We start from the raw sequence: 20,411 nt of genomic DNA, 5'->3' as shown, positions 1-20,411 counted from the left end.
TTTTTAAGTAAGTTAACCTTGAATTTCTCTGTTAACATAATTCTTTTTTTGACTTCAGGTGTTTATTCTAAACATTTCCGAAATCAAAAATCAAAAAGCTTAATCCTAATGCTGCTGCGTTACCTTACAAATCTACTAAATTTGAAACTTGATAAATCGAATTATTTTATCAAAGTAATAATTAACTTTTTATTGCATTATTGCCTTTTTCGATTTATCTGAGTTAAGAAGAAATCTAAGCAAATCAGGTTAAAATGGTCTTTTTTTGCTAATTTTATGCCTTATTACATATCCTTCCTTATTTATTATATCTCTATTTTTGATTCCTTATAAACGCCATAAAAAAATGATTAAAAAGATTTTAAAAATTACGACAATTTTTATTGTGTCCCTACTTGCAATTTTGTTGATAACCCTAACGGTTGTTCCGTATGTTTTTAAAGATCAAATAACAGATAAAATAGAAAGTATTGCAAACGAAAATCTCGATGCAAAAATATCTTTTGATGAAATTGGACTTTCTGTTTTTAAACACTTTCCTGCCTTAATTGTTTATGCTAAAAATGTTAGTATCGATAACAAAAAAGTTCAGTTTACATCATCAAATGTAGTAAAGGCAAAAACAGCAGCAGTTGGAGTTAATTTTTATAGTTTACTAAAAGGCAAAATTGTTTTGGATGCTATTTATTTAGACGCTGCAAATTTAAATTTTGAAATAGATTCAAGCGGAAATGCGAATTTTAATATTATAAAACAGTCCGAAACTTCAAAAGACACTACTACCACCGAATTTAAAATAAAACGTATTATCGTTAATAAAACAAACATATCCTATAATGATAAAAGTACTCCTCTGGATTTTAAAATTACAGACCTTAATTATAAAGGAGAAGGAGATTTAAGCGCTGATATTTTTGATCTTAACTCTCATATCAAAATAAAATCGTTCGATTTTAGTGCAGATGGCGTTCATTACGTACATAATAAACCTATAAATGCCGAAATCATTACTCATGTGGATGCTAAAGAACTTAAATTTAAGTTTGAGCGCAATAACATTCGCATCAAAAACTTTCCTTTCTCTTTTAATGGCTATTTTGCTTTCATTAAAGGAGGGTATGATTTTGATTTACACATGCAATCCAAAAACTCTACATTAGAAGAAATGTTATCTATAGTTCCTCCTTCTTATGAAAAGTGGAAAGAACAAATGGCTATTACCGGGAATATCAATTTTAAAATTATAGCCCGCGGCAAGTATATGCAAAACCAATCGCAAAAACCAAGTGTTTCTGCAGATTTACAAATTAGTAACGGTACGATCGCTTATAAAAAAATTAAAAATCCTGTAAAAGAGATTAATATCAATGCCAGAGCTTTGGTTAAAGATTTAGATATTAATAAATTAAAATTTGATATAGAAAACCTATCGTTTAATCTGGATGAAAAAAAAACGGTCGTTAATTTTCATTCAGAAGGCTTTAAAAAATTAAAAATTAAAACCGCCATTTCATCCCATTTAGATTTAGCAAAATTTAAAGAAACATTAAACCTAAACCAACTTGATATTCGTGGAGACATTGCTATCGATCTAAAAGCCGACGGTACATTTTTGCGTGATTTGGGTTTTAGTCCCCGTTTGAATAAAATAGATACTATTATTAAAAGCATTCCTAAGTTTCAGTTAAATGCAAGTTTAAAAAATGGCTACCTAAAGGATCTAAAGAGAAAAGATGCTATAAAAAATATTAATCTCAATTTAAGCTTAACGGCCAAAGACAGCATTTTACGTAACGTTACAGGTACAGTAACCAATTTAAATATTGAAGCTCTGGATAATTTTATTCGCGGAAATTTTGCGCTTCATAAATTATATCCCTTTACAGTAGATACGGAATTAGAATCTAAAATTAATCTGGCCCAGGTACATAAATTTTACCCTTTAGACAGCCTGGAAGTTAATGGAGATTTAAATTTAAAAGTCAGTATGCACGGAGTTTTAAACCGTAAAGAAAAAAAATATCCATCCTCTAAAACCATTGTAGTTATTAAAAATGGCTATTTAAAATCACTTAAATTCCCCAATATCCCAATACAAAATATCAACCTGAACGCAACTGTTACAAGCGAAAAAGGTACAGGACAGGATTTGAATGTAAAATTACAACCTGTCGAATTTGTTCTGGCAGGATCTCCTTTTAAAATAGAAGGAGAAGTTACTAACCTTTACGATTTAGTTTATAATATCAAAACCCAGGGAACTTTGGATATTGGTAAATTAACTCAAATATTCCCGATCAAAGATGTCAATGTCTCAGGGATTATTCAGACCAATCTTATCGCTAAAGGTTCTAAAAAAGATTTAGATGCCAAAAATTATGACAACATAAAAAATGGTGGAAAGCTCGAAGCTAAAAACATTATAATCAAGAGTGCTTTATTCCCGGAAACGTTTCAAATTTCTAAGGGTACATTTAAGTTTTTTAAGGATAAAATGCGTTTTGAGGATTTTAATGCCACATACGGCAAATCTGATGTTGTATTAAATGGCTATATCCATAATTTTTTACGATATATGTTTAATCGTAAATACCTGCGTGACACTAATGAAAAGCTTAAAGCCGAGATTGAACTTTCCAGCAATCACATTAATGCAAACGAGTTTTTTGATATGATTGCCAAATATACTGACAGTAAAGCTGAAGCAGAAATGGCACAAAAAACAGATTCTACGGCAATAAAGGCTATCACCGAAAATGTTACAACTAAAAATAAAAATTACGTAATTAGAATTCCTAAAACGGCAGATTTAAAAATTACGGCAAAAGTGAATCACCTTCAATTCGACACTTATAAAATCAATGATTTTGCAGGAATCCTAGATATTAACGACCGTAAAGTTCAGGTAACTCAGGCCACTTTTGAGATGGCTGGTACCAAAATAGCGATGACAGGAGACTATAAAGCCCAACATCGATTATTGGCTAAATACAATGCTAATTTTAAAGCCAGTAATTTTGATATTCAACGCGCCTATGCAGAGATTCCTATTTTTGCAGAATTGGTGAGCATGGCCAAAGATGCCTACGGTTTAGTATCTCTTGATTATCAGCTTGCGGGAAGTATTGATCAAAATATGGATATTGATTTTAAATCTATAGACGGAGAAGGAACTCTGACTCTGGAAGATATTAAATTTAAAAACTTTAAACTTTTAAATCATGTAGCCAAAAAAGCCGATGCTGCTGATCTGGAAAAAGCTTCATTTAATAAAATTGCCATTCACTCTACCATTAAAAATAACGTAATGACGATAACGCCTACAACCATGAAAATGGCCACTTTTAGAGGTAAGCTTGAAGGTCAGGTTACTATGGATGGTAAATTAAATATTGGTTTTCGATTAGGTCTTCCACCAATGGGACTTATCAATGTTCCTATGAAAATTACAGGTACAGCAGATGATTTTAAAATTACTACCGGAAAATTTAAAGAAGACACTACTTTTTCAGAAGAGAGTGAACTAAATAACTTGCAAGCGCCAGAGCCTAGAAGATCTAGACAAAAAGACACCTTAAACCTACCACCTGCAAATTCAAAAATTTTAGATACGATAAAATAAACTCAGTAGTAAATTCTGAATAGTATAAATTGAAAAAATAAAAAGAGGATATATTCTAAAAATGCATTTAGAACTTTATCAGAAAAAACTATTTTTCGAAAAAAAAATCATTCTGATGCCAAAAAGCCCCTTTAATCAAAAAGGGGGCTTTTTATTTGTATTTATTTCCAGCAAATTAACGCCAGCCCAACTCTGGGGCAATATACTTTAGAATAGACGAAAGTATATGTACATTGTAGTCAACGCCCAAAGTGTTGGGTATCGTCAGTAACAAAGTATCCGCTTCCTGAATAGCTTCGTCCTGAGCCAGTTCTGCGATGAGTTTTTCCGGCTCAGCTGCATAACTTTTTCCAAATATTGCGCGTTTATCGGCTTCAATATTTCCAAAACTATCTGCGCCTCTGCCCTGATTTCCAAAATAGTATTTGTCCTGATCGTTGACCAGCGCAAAAATCGAACGGCTTACTGAAACTCTTGGTTCATGCTGATGTCCTGCTTTTTTCCAGGCTTCCTTATACAACCTTATCTGTTCTGCCTGTTGTATATGAAAAGGTTTCCCATTCTCGTCATACTTCAAAGTAGAACTTTGCAGGTGCATACCGTTTTCGGCCGCCCAAACAGCCGTAGCATTAGATGCTGCACCCCACCAGATTCGCTCCCGCAATCCATCTGAATGTGGCTCAAGGCGCAATAATCCCGGTGGATTTGGGAACATTGGGTAAGGATTTGGTTCAGCAAATCCGACTCCACTAAGCTTATCCAAAAATTCCAAAGCTTTTTTACGTCCCATATCAGCATCTGTTTCACCAGCCAGAGGTTCATAACCAAAAGCACGCCAGCCGTCAATGACTTGTTCGGGAGATCCCCTACTGATACCTAATTGTAAACGTCCCCCTGAAATTAAGTCTGCTGCACCAGCATCTTCCACCATATACAAAGGGTTCTCGTATCGCATATCAATCACCCCTGTCCCAATCTCTATTTTACTTGTTTTAGCACCAATTGCCGAAAGTAAAGGGAAAGGCGATGCTAGTTGTTGTGCAAAATGATGCACTCGAAAATAAGCACCATCTATACCTATTTCCTCTGCCGCAACGGCCAAATCAATAGATTGAAGAAGTGTATCACCTGCAGTACGAGCTTGATATGAAGGATGATTGGTCCAATGTCCAAACGATAAAAATCCTATTTTTTTCATAGATCGCATTGTTATTATTCATAATCTCAAATATACGCATCATTATTGACCGAGTCTGCAAGCTTTGCATAGAAAGTATTTGTATTGATATAATATGAATTAAATGTTTTACAGCAACCATTTTTTCTTGTTACAAAAATTGAGTGGCAGATCTATGATATTACACTTTTGATAATTTTGGTTTTACTTTTTTTACTGTGTTATTTTTCAACTAATGTCATTTTTTTAAGACAAAAACACATCTAACTTCAGAAAAAAGATTTTATTATACCCAAAAACGTATTTTATTACTCCTCCCGAAAACCATTATTATTCAATTTTGCACGGTAAATCACAAATCGATTTTTACCACTGTCGCTTGTGATTTTTTCAAACTAACTAATTAATTAACCAACTACCAATCAAAAATGACAAATTTTATTAGGATTAAAAAAAGTCCTAATTGCGTATCTGGATTTAATTTGAAAAAGAAAATGATGCTGTTTTGCGTCTTGCTTTCTTTATCTCAAGTTGATGGATACGCCGTTAGTTCTAAGCGTACAACAAAATCTCAAAATGTACAACAGCAAAAAAACATTAAAGGACAGATCAATGATGAAAACGGTATGCCGTTGCCGGGAGTAACCGTATTAGAAAAAGGAAGTAAAAATGCTACTTTAACCGATTTTGACGGGAAATTTACTTTAAAAGTAGATAACGAGAATGCAGTATTAGTAGTGTCCTTTTTAGGTTATGCAAATACAGAAGTGGCTCTAAAAGGACAAACTTCACTTACTATAAAAATGCAAAAGGCAACCACTTCGTTAGACGAGGTAGTCGTAGTAGGTTATGGTAAAATGAAGAAAAAGGATTTAACGGGAGCTATCGTTCAGGTAACTCCTGATAAGCTGGCTAACCAAAATCCACAAACCGTTCAGGATATATTAAGAGGAACCCCGGGTGTAAGGGTAGGTTATGATCCTTCTGCAAAAGGAGGAGGAAATATACAAGTTCGTGGGCAGAGTTCTGTTTACACTGCAGGTTCTCATAACTCTCCGCTTATTATTTTAGACGGAATGCAGTTTTATGGTGAACTTTCAGAAATCAATCCTGATGATATTGCCCAGCTTGATATTTTAAAAGATGCATCGGCAGCATCTGTATATGGATCGAGAGCAGCAGCAGGAGTTATTCTTATTTCAACCAAAAAAGGTAAAACCGGTAAGCCTATGGTTAGTTTTACTACCAATACAACCATTAGCAATAAGAGTGCTTATCGCGGTGTGTATTCTCCGGAAGGGTACTTAAAGTATCGTGAAGATTGGGAAACTGCTCAAACTTATGGTGCCAATACCACAACCGGGCAATACGAAGCGTGGATATCAGGCGCAGTTGCTGCTGGTAAGCCGGGGTATTTTTCAAGTCCTAATGATTTAGCCAAATGGGGTATTACTGAAGCCCAATGGTTAGCTTACCAACCAAATGCGCAGACAACAGGAAAAAGTTCCAAAGAAGTATGGGGGGCACGTTTGGGACTGAATTTTGATCCTTCACTAATGGCAAATTTTCTGGCAGATAAAACACACGATTGGAGCAATAGTTCTTTTAGAACAGGGATTAATCATGATAATAATTTGAGTATTTCCGGAGCAAGCGAGAGAGTCAATTATTATATGTCTTTTGGTTATTTAACTTCAGAAGGAGCCATTGTAGGAAACGATTATAAGTCAGCTCGTTCTAATATGAAAGTGGACGCTAAAGTTACAGACTGGCTTGATCTTGGAATAAACGTTAATTTTCAGGATCGATCAGATGGAGATATTACTCCCTCTTTAGGTACAAACGCCGGGGATAATAATATGATGAGAACCAGCCCATTTGGAACCTTTAGAGATGCAAATGGCAATTATGAGAGACAGCCCATGGGGAAAAATGTTTCCGGGCAGAATTATAACTATTACTACGAACGCCAGTTTATTGAGAAGGAAACAGGATATACAACATTGAATACCATTTTCAATGCAAAGGTAAGTTTGCCTTTAGGGATCACTTATTCATTTAACATTGCTCCTCGTTATCAATTTTATCACGATCGTTATTTCAGGTCAACACAAAACCCAAACTGGCCTGCAGCTACCACCGGGGCAAATAGAAATAATGCTACAAGATTTGATTACAACCTGAATAATACATTAACCTGGGATTATACAATTGCTCAAAAACATCACATCGTAGCCACTTTTGTTCAGGAAGCTGAAGAGCGCCGTTATTGGTCAGACGGAATGGATGCCAATAATATTCAGCCATCAGATGCTTTAGGATTTCATCTTGTGAATACTGCAACAATGGCAAATAGCGCAATTAGATCAAACGACACGCATGAAACGGCAGATGGATTGATGGCAAGACTTTTCTATTCGTATGATAATCGTTATATGCTTACAGCGACTGTCCGCCGAGATGGATATTCTGCATTTGGAGCTTCAAATCCTTACGCCGTTTTCCCTTCTTTTGGAGTAGCATGGACCTTTAAAAATGAAAACTGGTTTAATTGGGATGCGATGAGCACAGGTAAATTGCGTTTGTCCTGGGGTCGAAATGGAAACAGGTCACTTGCGGATCCTTACGTTTCTTTTGCAAACCTTGTAAATACAGGGACAATGGGGTATTTAGACCCTTCGGGAAAAGCGCTTGAAATCAAGTATTTAGCACTTGATCGTATGGCAAATCCAAGTCTGGAATGGGAAAAAACAACATCAACAAATATTGGTCTTGACTTAGGCTTCTTACAGGATCGTGTAACGGCTACTTTAGACTTCTACAAATCATCTACTCATGATATGATTATGAGTCAATCCCTGCCTGGTTTTACTGGATTTTCATCCATTGCAACCAATCTTGGAGAGGTTCAAAATCAAGGTTTTGAATTAAGTATTAGCACTCTTAATATGAAAAAACCAAACTTTGAATGGCGTACTACATTTGGAATATCTTATAACGAAAATAAAATTGTCTCATTATACGGTAACATGGTAGATATTAAGGATGACAATGGAAATGTTATTGGGAAAAAAGAGGGTAACGATTCAGCTAACGGATGGTTTATAGGCAGACCCATTTCTCAAATCTGGGATTATCGCGTGACTGGTATCTGGCAAAAAGACGAATGGAAAGAAGCCCAAAAATACGGGCAGCGTCCTGGAGATCCAAAAGTAGCAAATAGCTATACTACAGACGATGTAGATGCAGTAGGACCTGATGGTGTTCCTTATAAAAAAGCGGTTTATAATGAAAAAGACAAGCAGTTTTTAGGAAACTCAAATTCTCCTGTACAGTGGTCGTTGCGCAATGATTTTAAGATTTATAAAAATTGGGATTTGGCAATCAGTATGTATTCCAATGTGGGAGGTAAATCACTTAATTCAAATTATATGAATACTTTCAACGATGCCAGTTTATATAAATTCAACTTCAATCCATACGTAAATCCGTATTGGACACTAGACAACCCAACTAATGATTGGGCACGTCTTGATGCTAAAGGACCTGCCGGAACTCCTGTTGCACCAGGGAAATTGTATGATCGCAGTTTTATTCGTCTGGACAATATTTCACTTGCCTATACACTTCCAAGAGATCTTTTAGACCGCGTACATATTAAAAGTATCAAAATTTATGCTTCAGTTCAAAACGTTGCAACATGGTCTGCCTCTAAAGAATGGAAATATTTTGGAGATCCGGAAACAGGAGGATTGGCTACACGACAGTTTAATTTAGGCTTTAATTTCCAACTTTAATAATAATTCAACAATGAAAAGATATATAAAAAATAAAATAACAAGACTGGTACCTTTGATTGTGCTGGCTGCCTTGTCTGCCTCTTGTTCAAAAGATTTTCTTGAAGCAGATCCGCTTTCGTTTTACGAACCTGAAAATACATTTAATACCGAAGCCGGCTTGCAGGCCACTTTAGCACTTTGTGATAAACAACTGCGTAATAATTATATTCACTATGGTTATTCTGGTGTAAGTGTGCCTATTGCTTCAGAATATCTTTTCTCTGATATGGCTCATTACGGAAAAACGGATACAGGTAGTAATATTGCTGATTACGCCAATACTATAGTTCCTACCGGAGATTTTCGAAGAGACCCAGGCGGAGAAGCACTTTATCTTGGATTTCTCTGGACAGAAGCCTATACGGGTATTAAAAATGCGAATACCGTACTAACCTTTATTGGTAATGTGACCACTTTATCCGAAGAAGTTAAAAATAAATATATCGGGCAGGCTTATTTTCACAGAGCCTACCGTTATCTTAATCTGGTGTATCAATTTGGAGACATTCCATTGATTACCAAAATCTTGTCGGTTCCTAAACAGAGTTATTACTCTACTAAAAAGGAAGCCATCATTGAAATGATTACAGCGGATATGGAGAAAGCTGTACAATTTGTACCGGAACAATCAAAAATAGGATATGTAGGTATGGTGAGCAAAGGTGCATGCCGTCAGTTATTAATAAAGTGCTATTTAGCCTCCGGAAGATTTGCTGATGCAGAAGCACAAGCCAATATTTTGATTAATCAATCAGGTTATTCTTTGGTACAAAATACTTTAGGGATTTTTGATCCGGGAGGAAACCCTACTGCATGGCCTATTACCAGAAATGTGATCTGGGATTTGCACAGACCTGAGAACAAGGTAATTTCTGCTAATACTGAAGCGATATTGGTTGCCCCAAATGGAGGAGCACAATCATTTTTAGCATTTTCTTCGATGAGAATTTTTGGACCTAACTGGAATGATGCTAATTTAATTACTCCTGATGGTAAAACAGCAGCACCGCGTTTTCCATTGACTGATAAAACAAATTACAATGCAAAATATGATTATCAAAGAGCAATAGGGCGTGGTATTGGTGTTATCAGTGGTTCTTATTATTCACAGCATCCTATGTGGGTTGTAAATCATATTGAAGATAAACAGGATCTTAGACATAACAGCACGGTTGGAAACTGGGTGAATATGGAAGATCTTAAATATGCTCCCGGGGCCGGCGGTAGTGCTACATGGGCTGGACAAAATTTTAGAATGAGGGATGCTTCCGGAAAACTCTTAGCACAAGATTCTATTCGTGATTGGTATGATTTCCCACATTATAAAATCTTTATGCATGATGTTGTAGCCGAAGCAAATCCGGCAGCCAATGATTTTCAGGGAGCTACTGCAGGAGCTAGTGCACATTTATACATCTATCGTTTAGCCGAAACCTACCTATTACGTGCAGAAGCGCGTTTTTATCAAGGTAATACCTCTGGAGCAGCTCAGGATGTAAATGTCGTAAGAGCAAGAGCAAAAGCTTCGCAAATGTATACTACAGTAACCATTGGTGACATTTGTGCAGAAAGAGGAAGAGAACTTTATCTCGAAGAATGGAGAAATGTAGAGCTAAAACGTATTTCACACTGTCTGGCTCTTAGCGGAAAGCCAGATGAATGGGGCCAAACTTATAGTAAAGATAATTGGGATAAACAATCCGGAACAGATGCAGTGGGAGGAAGTTATTGGTACCAACGTATTGTACATTATACTCTTTATAACAAATATCCAGCTGGTATTTCTATTAAGCCAGGTGTAAAGTTTTATTCTATGGACAAACGTAATAATTATTGGCCAATTCCGTTTAGACTTGCTATAGAGCCTAATATTAAAGGACAGTTAAGTCAGAACTACGGTTATGATGGCTACAATGCAGGTGTTAAAGTCTGGGATAAATGGCAGGATGCAATTGAAGACGAAAGTAAAATTTAAAATTTATCTGCTCTTTTAAATTCAAGTAAAAAAAAAGAGAATATAAAACTCCATAACAAAAGAAGATGATATCTAAAATCCATTAACCTGGATAATGTAAACATTTCTTCTTTAGTTATGGAGTTTTTTTGATTTGCAATATTATTTCAGAATATAAGATATTTTCTAATATAAATAATTTGGGCGTTTCCCGCCGCGGCGAACCGTCCTGTCTGCTAAATCTTTTGCGAGAGAGGTTTTAGTTTGGTTTCGCCAGAAGTGTAATGTGTCGCAAAAGGATACCGCTCCCATGTCTAAAGCAGTTCACGGGTATCTAGAAATTCTATCTTTAAAAGAAATTTGAATTCCGAAATAACTGATCTAAAACAAGAATGTTCCGTGTTTATTTTTCAAAATAAAGATACTGAGTACTACTGCTAACATTGCGCAGTCGTACCTGCGAACTATTAAATTCAAAGAGTTTCCAGTTACTATTCAATTTACCAAGTCCCGCTGAACTAAAATTTATTTTCAATTCCCTAACACCATACTGTAGCGTACTTTCCCATTGACCGGTTTCCGAAACCCCTCCTTTGGTAGCCACTACAGATTGGTCACCTTTAAAAACAAAAGAATAACCGCTATAGAGCGAAGTTTTTTCTGAATCGGCAAAATAATAGGGAATATCCCATGAACCATTGGTCAGCGTAGCAATAAAATCAATTGTCGACATGTTGTTTTCCGGGCAGTAATCAATCGCATATTTAATAGCATCTTCGAACTCCAGATTATTGGTGATTGATTTTGTCTGATTATTGTAATCGGTTATGGAAATTGGATATTGCAAGGCAATATAAGAACTGGCATTCAGGTTTTTTACAAAATTGAAAAAAGCCTGATCATTTGCAATTGATACCGAAGCAGCAATCTGATTGGCGCTGTTATAAGTATTAATCGTGATAGGATAATGGATATTTAGTCCATTGATTTTAGATAACAAATCCGGGTAAGAATTCCAGTAATCAATTAATTCCTTAAAATCAGCTTGGTTAGGAATCACTTTCTGGATGTAGTTGTAATACACCATAGTGACCGGAAAATTTATATTGACAATATCATCATCATACCCGTTGGCGTTGATATTGTCTATTACTTTTTGATAATCGGCTTTGGTAGTAAGGGAAATTTGTGCATTATTGACCGTAACGGTATAAGGGAGTTTTATAGTACAGTAACTTGAGCCGTCTATTACATTATCCTGCACAGTCGGAACCATGGCAACCCTTTGCAAATAAGTAGTAAGCGGCGAACTATTAGTAATGGTTCCGTCTATATGACTGTCCTGATCTTCTGTTTCGCTTTGACAAGACAGCAAGCACAGGAAAACGGCTAATACTAAATATTTTTTGAAAGGGAACATATTTATATTTTTACAAAGGTAATAAAATTTCAAGAATTGCTTTTTAATAAATTCGACATCAAAGCATTCTGTTGCTTCTTCTGTACTAAATTATCAAAAGGTAATCGCATTTGTACTTCTATAAAACAATCAGCTTTGCTTTTACCCTACTTAAATTAAAAACAAATACTTTTGCAACGTAAAACCGAAAATCTAAATGCCAGACAAAGCCCCATCAAATACTTGCGACGAAATCGTCTTTTCGTCTTTCTTTAAAAGCCACGTAAAAGCGCTTCGGAATTTTCTTTTTTACAAATTTGGCAATATCGATCAGGCAGAAGATCTAGCACAGGAAGCATTTGTCAAACTTTGGCAAAACTGCGCTTCGGTACCATTAGAAAAAGCAAAATCCTATATTTATACGATTGCAAATAATAGCAGTCTTAACGAAATTGCACATCAGAAAGTCGTTTTAAAATACGAAAAAAACTTTACCGGTTTAGATAAAACCAATGAAAATCCTGAATATCTTCTGGAGGAAAAACAATTTCAGGTCAAACTTTTAAAAGCCATTGAAAACCTGAACGAAAAACAACGCACAGCTTTTTTAATGCATCGCATTGACGCAAAGAAATACAGCGAAATTGCCCTGGAGCTAAATATTAGCGTCAAGGCAGTAGAAAAACGCATTCATTTGGCTTTGTTAAGCTTGCGTAAAGAAATTGATATATAAAAAAAGTAGGGTAAAATTAGTTCTAATTGTTTTAATGATATAATAGCAGTACAATGAAAAAAAATCGCTTATTGGCAAAATGGCTCAACAATGATTTATCTCCGGATGAATTAGCTGAATTTCAAGCAAGTCCCGATTTTGAAAAATACCAAAAGATAAAAATGTATACAGACCATCTTGAGGTAGGTGATCTGGATGAAAATGCGATGTTGTCGAACATTTTAAGCCAGAAAAAACAAACTCCAAAAGTAGTTCCATTGTATAAAAAATGGGCATTTCGCGCAGCCGCTATCTTTGTTTTGTCCCTTGGGATTACCTTTGCGCTGAAATATTTGGTTCCTCAAACACAAAAAGCAGATTTTGGAGAAAGAACCACTTTTTCGTTGCCTGATAATTCTCAGGTGGTACTAAATTCCGGCTCAGAGATACAGTATAAAAAATGGAACTGGGACAACAAGAGACATCTTGAATTACAAGGAGAAGCGTATTTCAGGGTAGCCAAAGGCCGACGTTTTGAGGTGCAGACCCATCTTGGCAAGGTAACGGTTTTAGGAACCCAGTTTAACGTAAAAGCACGAAAAAACAGGTTTGATGTAGTGTGTTATGAAGGTCGTGTAAAAGTAAATTATGCCAACACACAAATTCTTTTAACTCACGGACAAAGCGTTAGTTTTCAAAACGGAAAACAAGTCAAAAGAAGTGTTGTATCTCTGCAGCCAGAATGGATGGAGAATCAAATCTGTTTTTATAAAGAAAATATCAAAAGCCTCTTAGACGAAGTCGAGAGACAATACAACATTAAAATCGAATTAAATACCAAAGATACAACCGCTTTATTTACAGGAAAATTACCTGCTAAAGACCTGGCTGTAGCCTTGCAGATTATTAGTACAACCTATCATTTAGAGGCTAGAAAAACCTCCAACAATACCATAATTTTTGACGAAAAATAAATGTTATTCCCCAAACAATTTCATTTTTTGTTTATTGCCTTTTTCCTTGTCCTGAATCTTTTTGCCCAGGACAAAGGAAAAGTCATGCCTTTTAAAAAAATCATCATTGCTATTGAAAAACAGCATCAGGTTAGTTTTAATTATACCGGAGATCTTATTGAAGGACTGCAAATATATCCGCCAAAAAAATCACTTTCCCTGGACCAGAAACTGCAATACTTGTCCCAAAAAACCCATTTGTCTTTTGAGAATATTGGCAACCAATTCATTAATATTTATAAAAAAGAACATCAATCCAGTATAATTTGCGGATACGTTTTTTCATCCACAGACCGTAAACCCCTTGAAAACGCTAATATTAGCTTAAGTAAAGTCCAGTTTAGCACAGATTCCAACGGTTATTTCGAGTTTGAACAAAAGGGCACTACTGCTTTTCTAATTAGTCATGTAGGATTTACAACCCGAAAAATAGTAGCGAATAATTCAGATGGTGATAATTGTCTGCAAATTCTATTAGAACCTGAAATTACAGCTCTTGAAGAAATTAAGGCCAATGCTGTCCTGGCTTCGGGAATTTCAAAAAATACTGATGGTTCTTTTGAAATAAAACCAAAAAAATTTGGTATCCTTCCCGGACTTATCGAGCCAGATGCTTTACAAACCATGCAACAAATTCCTGGTGTAAACAGTCTTGACGAAAGTGTTGCCAGCATTAATGTACGTGGTGGAACGCACGACCAGAATTTGTTTTTATGGAATGGAATACGAATGTTTCAAACCGGGCATTTTTTTGGTCTGATATCGGTTTTCAATCCCAATCTGGCGCATACCATTTCGATCTATAAAAACGGAAGCTCTGCTTTTTACGGAGAAAGTGTGTCTAGTGTAGTGGCCATTTCCTCTACTCCTGAAACACCAGAAAAAAATTCCTTTAGTGCAGGAATCAATATGATCAATGCTGATCTTTATGCAAAGTATAACCTTTCGAAAAAAAGCTATATCGAAATTTCGGCCCGAAAATCAATTACTGATTATATAGAAACCCCAACTTACAGAGAATATTTTGATAAAGTATTTCAAAACACAACAATTACTGATTTTTCACAAAACCAAAATATCGATTATAAAAGTGATAAAAAATTTGGTTTCTATGACGCTACCCTGAAATATGCTCAAAAAATTGGAAATAAAGACCAGTTAATACTGGATTTAATTACCATTAAAGACAATCTCGAAGTTTTTCAGAGTGCCACAGTATACAATATGAACAAATCAGAAAACAATGTTTTACTTCAACAGAATTATGGCGGAAATCTATCGTGGAAAAGAAACTGGAACAACTTTAATACCACTAAAATTAATATATACAACTCTTCGTATGAACTTTTGGGCAACCAAAAAACGACCAATGCAAATCAAATCGTAATTCAGGAAAACACGGTCACCAATAATGGAATTAATATAGAGAACAACCATACCATTAACTCGAAATTTAGTTTCAACGATGGGTATCAATACAATGAAATAGGCATTACCAATCTGGAGCGGGTTACTAATCCTGATTTCTATCGCAGGGTAAAAGACGTTCTGAGAACCCACGCCTTAATTTTGGAAGGAAAATACAATGACACGCTTTCCAGAATCTATATCAAGGCCGGAATGCGCGTAAATTATACCGAAAAATTTAAAAAATACAATCTTGAACCCCGGCTTCAAGCAAGCTATGGGATTAGTAAAAGTATGAATTTAGAGCTTCTGGGCGAGCTAAAGAGCCAAAACTCCCAGCAGATCATAGATTTGCAGAAAGATTATTTCGGTATTGAAAAAAGGCGCTGGATTGTCTCCAATAACACCTCCATTCCTATTCTGAAAAGCAGACAGCTCTCCCTAAACCTATTCTATAAACAGCAAGACTGGCTTTTGGGAATGGAAAATTTTTATAAAAAAGTAAGCGGAATCACCACTTCCAGCCAGGGATTCCAAAACCAATTAGAATTTGTAAAGACAACTGGAGATTATGAAATTATAGGAACCGAGCTACTGATCCAAAAAAGAATGAATCACTTTCTCACCTGGCTAAGTTATACATACAACAATAATAATTACCATTTTACCAATTATGAATTTCATAGTTTCCCCAACAACTTCGAGTTAACTCATACAATATCATGGGCAGCAATTTATGAGAAAAACAATTTCAAGATTGCCCTGGGAACCAAATGGTCTTCCGGCAGACCAAAAACCTCTCCGGACTTTTCACAAATTGATCTTTCAGATCCTGTATTGGTGTATAATAAACCAAACAATACCAATCTGCATATTTTCTCACAGGTTAATATTTCCTCTACTTATAAATGGGAAACAGCGAATGGAATTCAGTACAAATTAGGTATTTCCATTTTAAATATCCTAAACAGGAAAAATGAAATCAGCGAATATTACAGAATAAGTTCTCTAACCACTTCTATTGAAGAAGTAGAAACATTCGCTCTGCAAAGAACTCCAAATGTGAGCTTTAGAGTTTCGTTATAGCACATTTTACAGAGTCTGCAAGAAAATCATATCCCTGTTTTTTTCTTTTTTTTGAAAAAATATCAATTCTTTGGTAGGGTAATTTAAATCATGCCTGTTTTACTCTTGAACCTTATCAAAAAGTAAAACAATGAAATCAAAACAAATTAAATTCGCTTTAGTTGCTCTTATAGCAACAACATTTTTCGTAAGCTGCAGCAGTGACAACGATAACGGCACTCCTCCTACTGTTGAAGTAAAAAAAGAAATTAGTCTTTCTACAAGTGCGACTTTGGGAGCTTATCTTTCTGATAAAGACGGAAGATCTTTATATTTTTTCGCAACAGATGCTAATGGACAAGCCTCTTGCACAGGAGGATGTGAAGCGGTATGGCCTGCTTTTAACGTAGATAATTTAACAGCTGATAAATTAGGCGCAGGTCTAACATTATCAGACTTTGGAACCATAACCACTGCATCTGGTAAAAAGCAGCTAACCTATAAAGGATGGCCGCTATATTATTACGCACCGAGTGTAAACGGAGCCAATACATTAGAAAGCGCAGGTAAAACCACCGGAGACGGAGTTGGCGGTGTTTGGTTTATAGCCAAACCGGATTATTCTATCATGATTGTCAGAAGCCAGCTTAAAGGCCATGATCAGAAAAACTACAAATCAGACTATACTGAAGGAGATGGCTTAACAACTTACTTTACAGATGCCAAAGGGATCACGCTGTATACTTTTAAGAATGACAATTTCAAAAAGAACAATTTTACAAAAGCAGATTTTTCTAACAATGCAGTCTGGCCAATTTATGAGACAGACAAAATGGTGGTTCCTTCTATTCTCGACAAATCTAAATTTTCTGTTATTACCGTTTTTGGTAAATCACAACTGACTTACAACGGCTGGCCATTGTATTATTTTGGACAAGATGCCAACGTAAGAGGCGCTAACAAAGGTATTAGTTTTCCTAGTCCTGGAATTTGGCCCGTACCGGTAAAAGATTTGGCTCTTGCAATCTAAAAACAATAAACTCCAGTAAAATTTCTATAGCATCCTCTCTATTTCAACTAGTCTAATCTTCATTAGGCTAGTTTGAAATAAAAGAGAATTCCTCTGCCAGAAAAATTAATGTAAAAGATGAAAAGAAAAAAAATCGCATTTGTAATTGTGGGTTTATTAATCCTGGCCTCTGCAGGTATTTATTTTTATTACGGATTCCTTTTTAAGGAAGCACGCAATATAGAATCAGAAATGCCGGATTTCAATATAACAGCCACAAAATTACTTGAAGAGTATAACTCCAATCCAAAAAAAGCAGATGCCTTGTATCTCAATAAAACAATTGAAATCACTGGTACGGTAACCAAAGAAACTGATTCTGTAATGACACTTGAAAATACTGTTTTTTGCCTGTTTACACAAAAAATAAAAGAGAAACATCTCCATAAAAAAGTAATACTAAAGGGTAAATGTATTGGTTATGATGAACTATTCCAGGAAGTTAAATTAGACCAGTGTACCATAAACAAATCAAATAATTAATCCTATTATGAAGAAATTTTTAATCCCAATCTGCCTCTTTCTGGCTACTGTGGCATACTCGCAGGATGATCTGCTTAAGGATCTTGATTCTACCCAGGTAGAAGAAAGTTACTCAACAGCAACTTTTAAAGCTTTACAGCTCGTAACATTACAGACCACAAAAATGGCTGCCAAAAAAGAATTCTATTTTGTAGTCTCGCATCGTTTTGGATCTGTTAAAGACGGTTTTGACAGTTTTTTTGGCCTTGATAACGCCACTACAAAACTCGGTGGTATTTATGGGGTTACAGATTGGTTATCGGTGAGTCTTTCCAGACACACCCTAAACAAAATGTATGAAACCGGACTGAAATACCGAATGATGAGACAAAATTCGAATTTCCCGGTAGACATTGTAGGATACAGCGTTGCCGATATCAATACCTTTCTGGAAAAAGACCAATATCCGGGCTTAGAATTCAAACACCGTATGACATACGTGCAGCAGCTTTTAATCTCCAGAAAAGTTAATGAAAAACTCTCTTTAGAATTAGTACCGTCATTCGTGCATAAAAACCTGTACAATCCTGCTATAGAAAGAGATAATCAGTTTTCTTTTGGCGGTGGGGGACGCTACAAAATAACGAAAAGGTTATCTGTTAATTTAGAGTATATGCACAACTTTGATAAGCCCGAATTTTACAAAAATCCATTATCAGTAGGTCTCGATGTAGAAACCGGCGGACACGTTTTTCAACTCATATTTACCAATTCACAATCCATGAGTGAGAGCGGATATCTTACTAATGCCTCAGGCGATTGGGGAAAGGGAGATTTCTTTTTTGGATTTAACCTATACAGAGTATTTTAATAACTACAAACAAAATAAACTATGAAAAAGACAATAATATTTGCAATTTTACTTGCTGCATTAACGAGTTGCAGTGATTCTGACACCTATCAGGATATCGAAACACCTCCAGAGACGGTAACACCAAACCCTGACCCAGCAGCCGCATTCAGTTATAATAAAAATGCAAAAGCGATTATTGATGCCAATTGCATTGGCTGCCACCAAAGCGGAAGATCTGCAGGTTTTAGACCTCTTACTACATATGCCGAAGTTAAAGCAGCAGTTGAAAGCGCCGGTTTATTAAATAGAATTCAATTACAAACCGGACAACAGGGGATCATGCCTCAGGCTGGAAGAATGTCTCAGGCAAATATCGATATCATTCTAAAATGGAATACTGACGGATTAAAAGAAAATTAATGATCATGAAAAAAAAATTTACTAACTTCCTGCTGTTAGTGCTGCTTATCGCCGTAAATACAGATGGATTTGCTCAAAAGTTAATCACAAAAACAGGAAGCATCAAATTCCAGGCGTCAACGCCTTCCAATGAAGAAGTCGCTGCAGAAAATAAAAGTGTATCTGCCGTTTTGGAGCAATCTACAGGAGATTTTGCTGCTTTGGTCCTTATAAAAGGTTTCCGCTTCAAAGTCGCTTTAATGGAGGAACATTTCAACGAAAATTATATGGAGTCAGAAAAGTTCTCAAAAGCCACCTTAAAAGGTAAAATAGAAAATTTCAATATTGCAGAAGTTACTAGTACAGCCAAAAATTTTACTTTAAAGGGAGATCTTACCATTCACGGAAAAACAAAACCAGTAACTATAATCATAAAGGTTTCAAAAGCTGCAAGCGGAGTTAATGCCATTGGTTCATTTGAAGTAAAGCCGGAAGATTTTGAGATAGAAATACCAAACCTGGTGAGAAAAAAAATTGCAGATAAAATAAAGATTACTTACAATTTTCTATTGGTTAAGTAATCACTTTTTGATAAACTAAATATTTAGATAATAGAAACCATCCATTACTGCTATCTAAACAAATCTCTTTTTGATCTTGAAGATCACTAAACATGACTAATGTTGTGAGGTCAGTTTCTTAATAGCTGACCTCTTTTTTTTTAACCTTAACTAAAATATAAAATGATTTGCAAAAATTATATTGTTACTGGTGAAGATGTAAATGATAGTATGGTGATGGAAAGTAGCGCATACATTTCATACACAATTCGCCTATTATATCATTTTTTGTTTAATAACGGGTTCTCGAGAGAAAAACTCAATACTTTACATTTGGGCTTACACGAAGGCAATCATGAACTTGTGAGTCATAAAAATTTAATGTTTACTGAACATTTTTTTGTTGAAATGAAACATTGCTATATAAAGGACAAGATCAGTATTAAAAGCTGCTTTTTTAATTCAAAAAACGAATGCTGTGCAGAAGTTACCAAAGAAGTAGAATGGTTTGATGTTATTCGCAAAGAAGTTATCGCAGCACCTAAACAAATTCAACAGCATTTTAATCTCACTAGCAAATCTTATTTACTAAAAAATAGTTTAACTAGTAAATAAACGCCATTATTAAAACTTAATAATAACGTTTTATCCTGTAAAGTCTTTCTCGGAAAGAACTATTAGCTAAAGATTAATATTTTGTACGTTTCCTTCCCGGCCACGCTGTCTCCTAGATCTTTTACAAGAGAGGTTTTGACTTGGCCTCGGAAACAGGATTTTCAAAAGAAAGGAGGTGACCTCCGATAGCTATCGTGTATCCCACATAAATGCAGTATTTTTAAAACAAAAAACCCCGTTTCGTTAGAAACAGGGTTTTAAAAAG

General features: G+C 35.4%; 14 protein-coding genes. 12 read left to right on the top strand and 2 right to left on the bottom strand.

The features are described from left to right. The first annotated feature begins 346 nt into the window (after window positions 1-346). Window positions 347-3,622: an AsmA family protein gene (locus IRZ78_RS22420; RefSeq protein ID WP_194619108.1), complete on the top strand. Its 3,276-nt coding sequence runs from the start codon at window positions 347-349 to the stop codon at window positions 3,620-3,622. Window positions 3,623-3,797: 175 nt separating this feature from the next. On the opposite strand, the gene IRZ78_RS22415 is transcribed toward IRZ78_RS22420, so the two are convergent. Next, entirely contained in the window at window positions 3,798-4,820 is a 1,023-nt protein-coding gene (locus tag IRZ78_RS22415; RefSeq protein WP_194619106.1) for an LLM class flavin-dependent oxidoreductase, read from the bottom strand. A gap of 407 nt (window positions 4,821-5,227) precedes the next feature. On the opposite strand from IRZ78_RS22415, the gene IRZ78_RS22410 reads away from it, so the two are divergent. Beyond that, window positions 5,228-8,596, top strand: coding sequence for a SusC/RagA family TonB-linked outer membrane protein (locus IRZ78_RS22410; protein ID WP_194619104.1), 3,369 nt, complete (start codon window positions 5,228-5,230; stop codon window positions 8,594-8,596). A gap of 13 nt (window positions 8,597-8,609) precedes the next feature. Beyond that, window positions 8,610-10,613 carry a RagB/SusD family nutrient uptake outer membrane protein gene (locus IRZ78_RS22405; protein ID WP_194619096.1) on the top strand — a complete coding sequence of 668 codons (2,004 nt, stop codon included), beginning with the start codon at window positions 8,610-8,612 and terminating at the stop codon, window positions 10,611-10,613. 382 nt (window positions 10,614-10,995) lie between these two features. On the opposite strand, the gene IRZ78_RS22400 is transcribed toward IRZ78_RS22405, so the two are convergent. Next, window positions 10,996-12,012 (bottom strand): hypothetical protein, encoded by a 1,017-nt coding sequence (locus tag IRZ78_RS22400; protein ID WP_194619086.1) that lies wholly within the window; start codon window positions 12,010-12,012, stop codon window positions 10,996-10,998. A gap of 196 nt (window positions 12,013-12,208) precedes the next feature. On the opposite strand from IRZ78_RS22400, the gene IRZ78_RS22395 reads away from it, so the two are divergent. From IRZ78_RS22395 to IRZ78_RS22355, 9 genes are all read left to right on the top strand, one after another. Further along, window positions 12,209-12,724 carry a sigma-70 family RNA polymerase sigma factor gene (locus IRZ78_RS22395; RefSeq protein ID WP_194619084.1) on the top strand — a complete coding sequence of 172 codons (516 nt, stop codon included), beginning with the start codon at window positions 12,209-12,211 and terminating at the stop codon, window positions 12,722-12,724. 53 nt (window positions 12,725-12,777) lie between these two features. Next, on the top strand, window positions 12,778-13,677 hold the full coding sequence (locus IRZ78_RS22390; protein WP_194619082.1) for a FecR domain-containing protein: 900 nt from the start codon (window positions 12,778-12,780) through the stop codon (window positions 13,675-13,677). Continuing rightward, window positions 13,678-16,209 carry a TonB-dependent receptor gene (locus tag IRZ78_RS22385; protein WP_194619080.1) on the top strand — a complete coding sequence of 844 codons (2,532 nt, stop codon included), beginning with the start codon at window positions 13,678-13,680 and terminating at the stop codon, window positions 16,207-16,209. It abuts the gene before it with no gap. A gap of 130 nt (window positions 16,210-16,339) precedes the next feature. Further along, a complete protein-coding gene (locus IRZ78_RS22380) occupies window positions 16,340-17,218 on the top strand; it encodes a hypothetical protein (protein ID WP_194619078.1) in 879 nt (292 codons plus the stop codon). Window positions 17,219-17,335: 117 nt separating this feature from the next. Further along, on the top strand, window positions 17,336-17,740 hold the full coding sequence (locus IRZ78_RS22375; protein WP_194619076.1) for a hypothetical protein: 405 nt from the start codon (window positions 17,336-17,338) through the stop codon (window positions 17,738-17,740). Between the two features lie 7 nt (window positions 17,741-17,747). Further along, window positions 17,748-18,590 carry a DUF5777 family beta-barrel protein gene (locus IRZ78_RS22370; RefSeq protein WP_194619074.1) on the top strand — a complete coding sequence of 281 codons (843 nt, stop codon included), beginning with the start codon at window positions 17,748-17,750 and terminating at the stop codon, window positions 18,588-18,590. A gap of 21 nt (window positions 18,591-18,611) precedes the next feature. Continuing rightward, window positions 18,612-18,992, top strand: a complete 381-nt coding sequence (locus IRZ78_RS22365) for a lipoprotein (RefSeq protein ID WP_194619072.1) — start codon at window positions 18,612-18,614, stop codon at window positions 18,990-18,992. Between the two features lie 5 nt (window positions 18,993-18,997). Further along, on the top strand, window positions 18,998-19,552 hold the full coding sequence (locus IRZ78_RS22360) for a YceI family protein (RefSeq protein ID WP_194619063.1): 555 nt from the start codon (window positions 18,998-19,000) through the stop codon (window positions 19,550-19,552). A 162-nt stretch (window positions 19,553-19,714) separates the two neighbouring features. After that, complete coding sequence (locus IRZ78_RS22355) at window positions 19,715-20,146, top strand: hypothetical protein (protein ID WP_194619062.1); 432 nt, start codon at window positions 19,715-19,717, stop codon at window positions 20,144-20,146. Window positions 20,147-20,411: the final 265 nt, after the last annotated feature.

This window comes from Flavobacterium sp. CSZ (assembly GCF_015350725.1).
Lineage (GTDB): Bacteria > Bacteroidota > Bacteroidia > Flavobacteriales > Flavobacteriaceae > Flavobacterium.
This window is presented reverse-complemented; position numbering and strand designations above follow the sequence as displayed.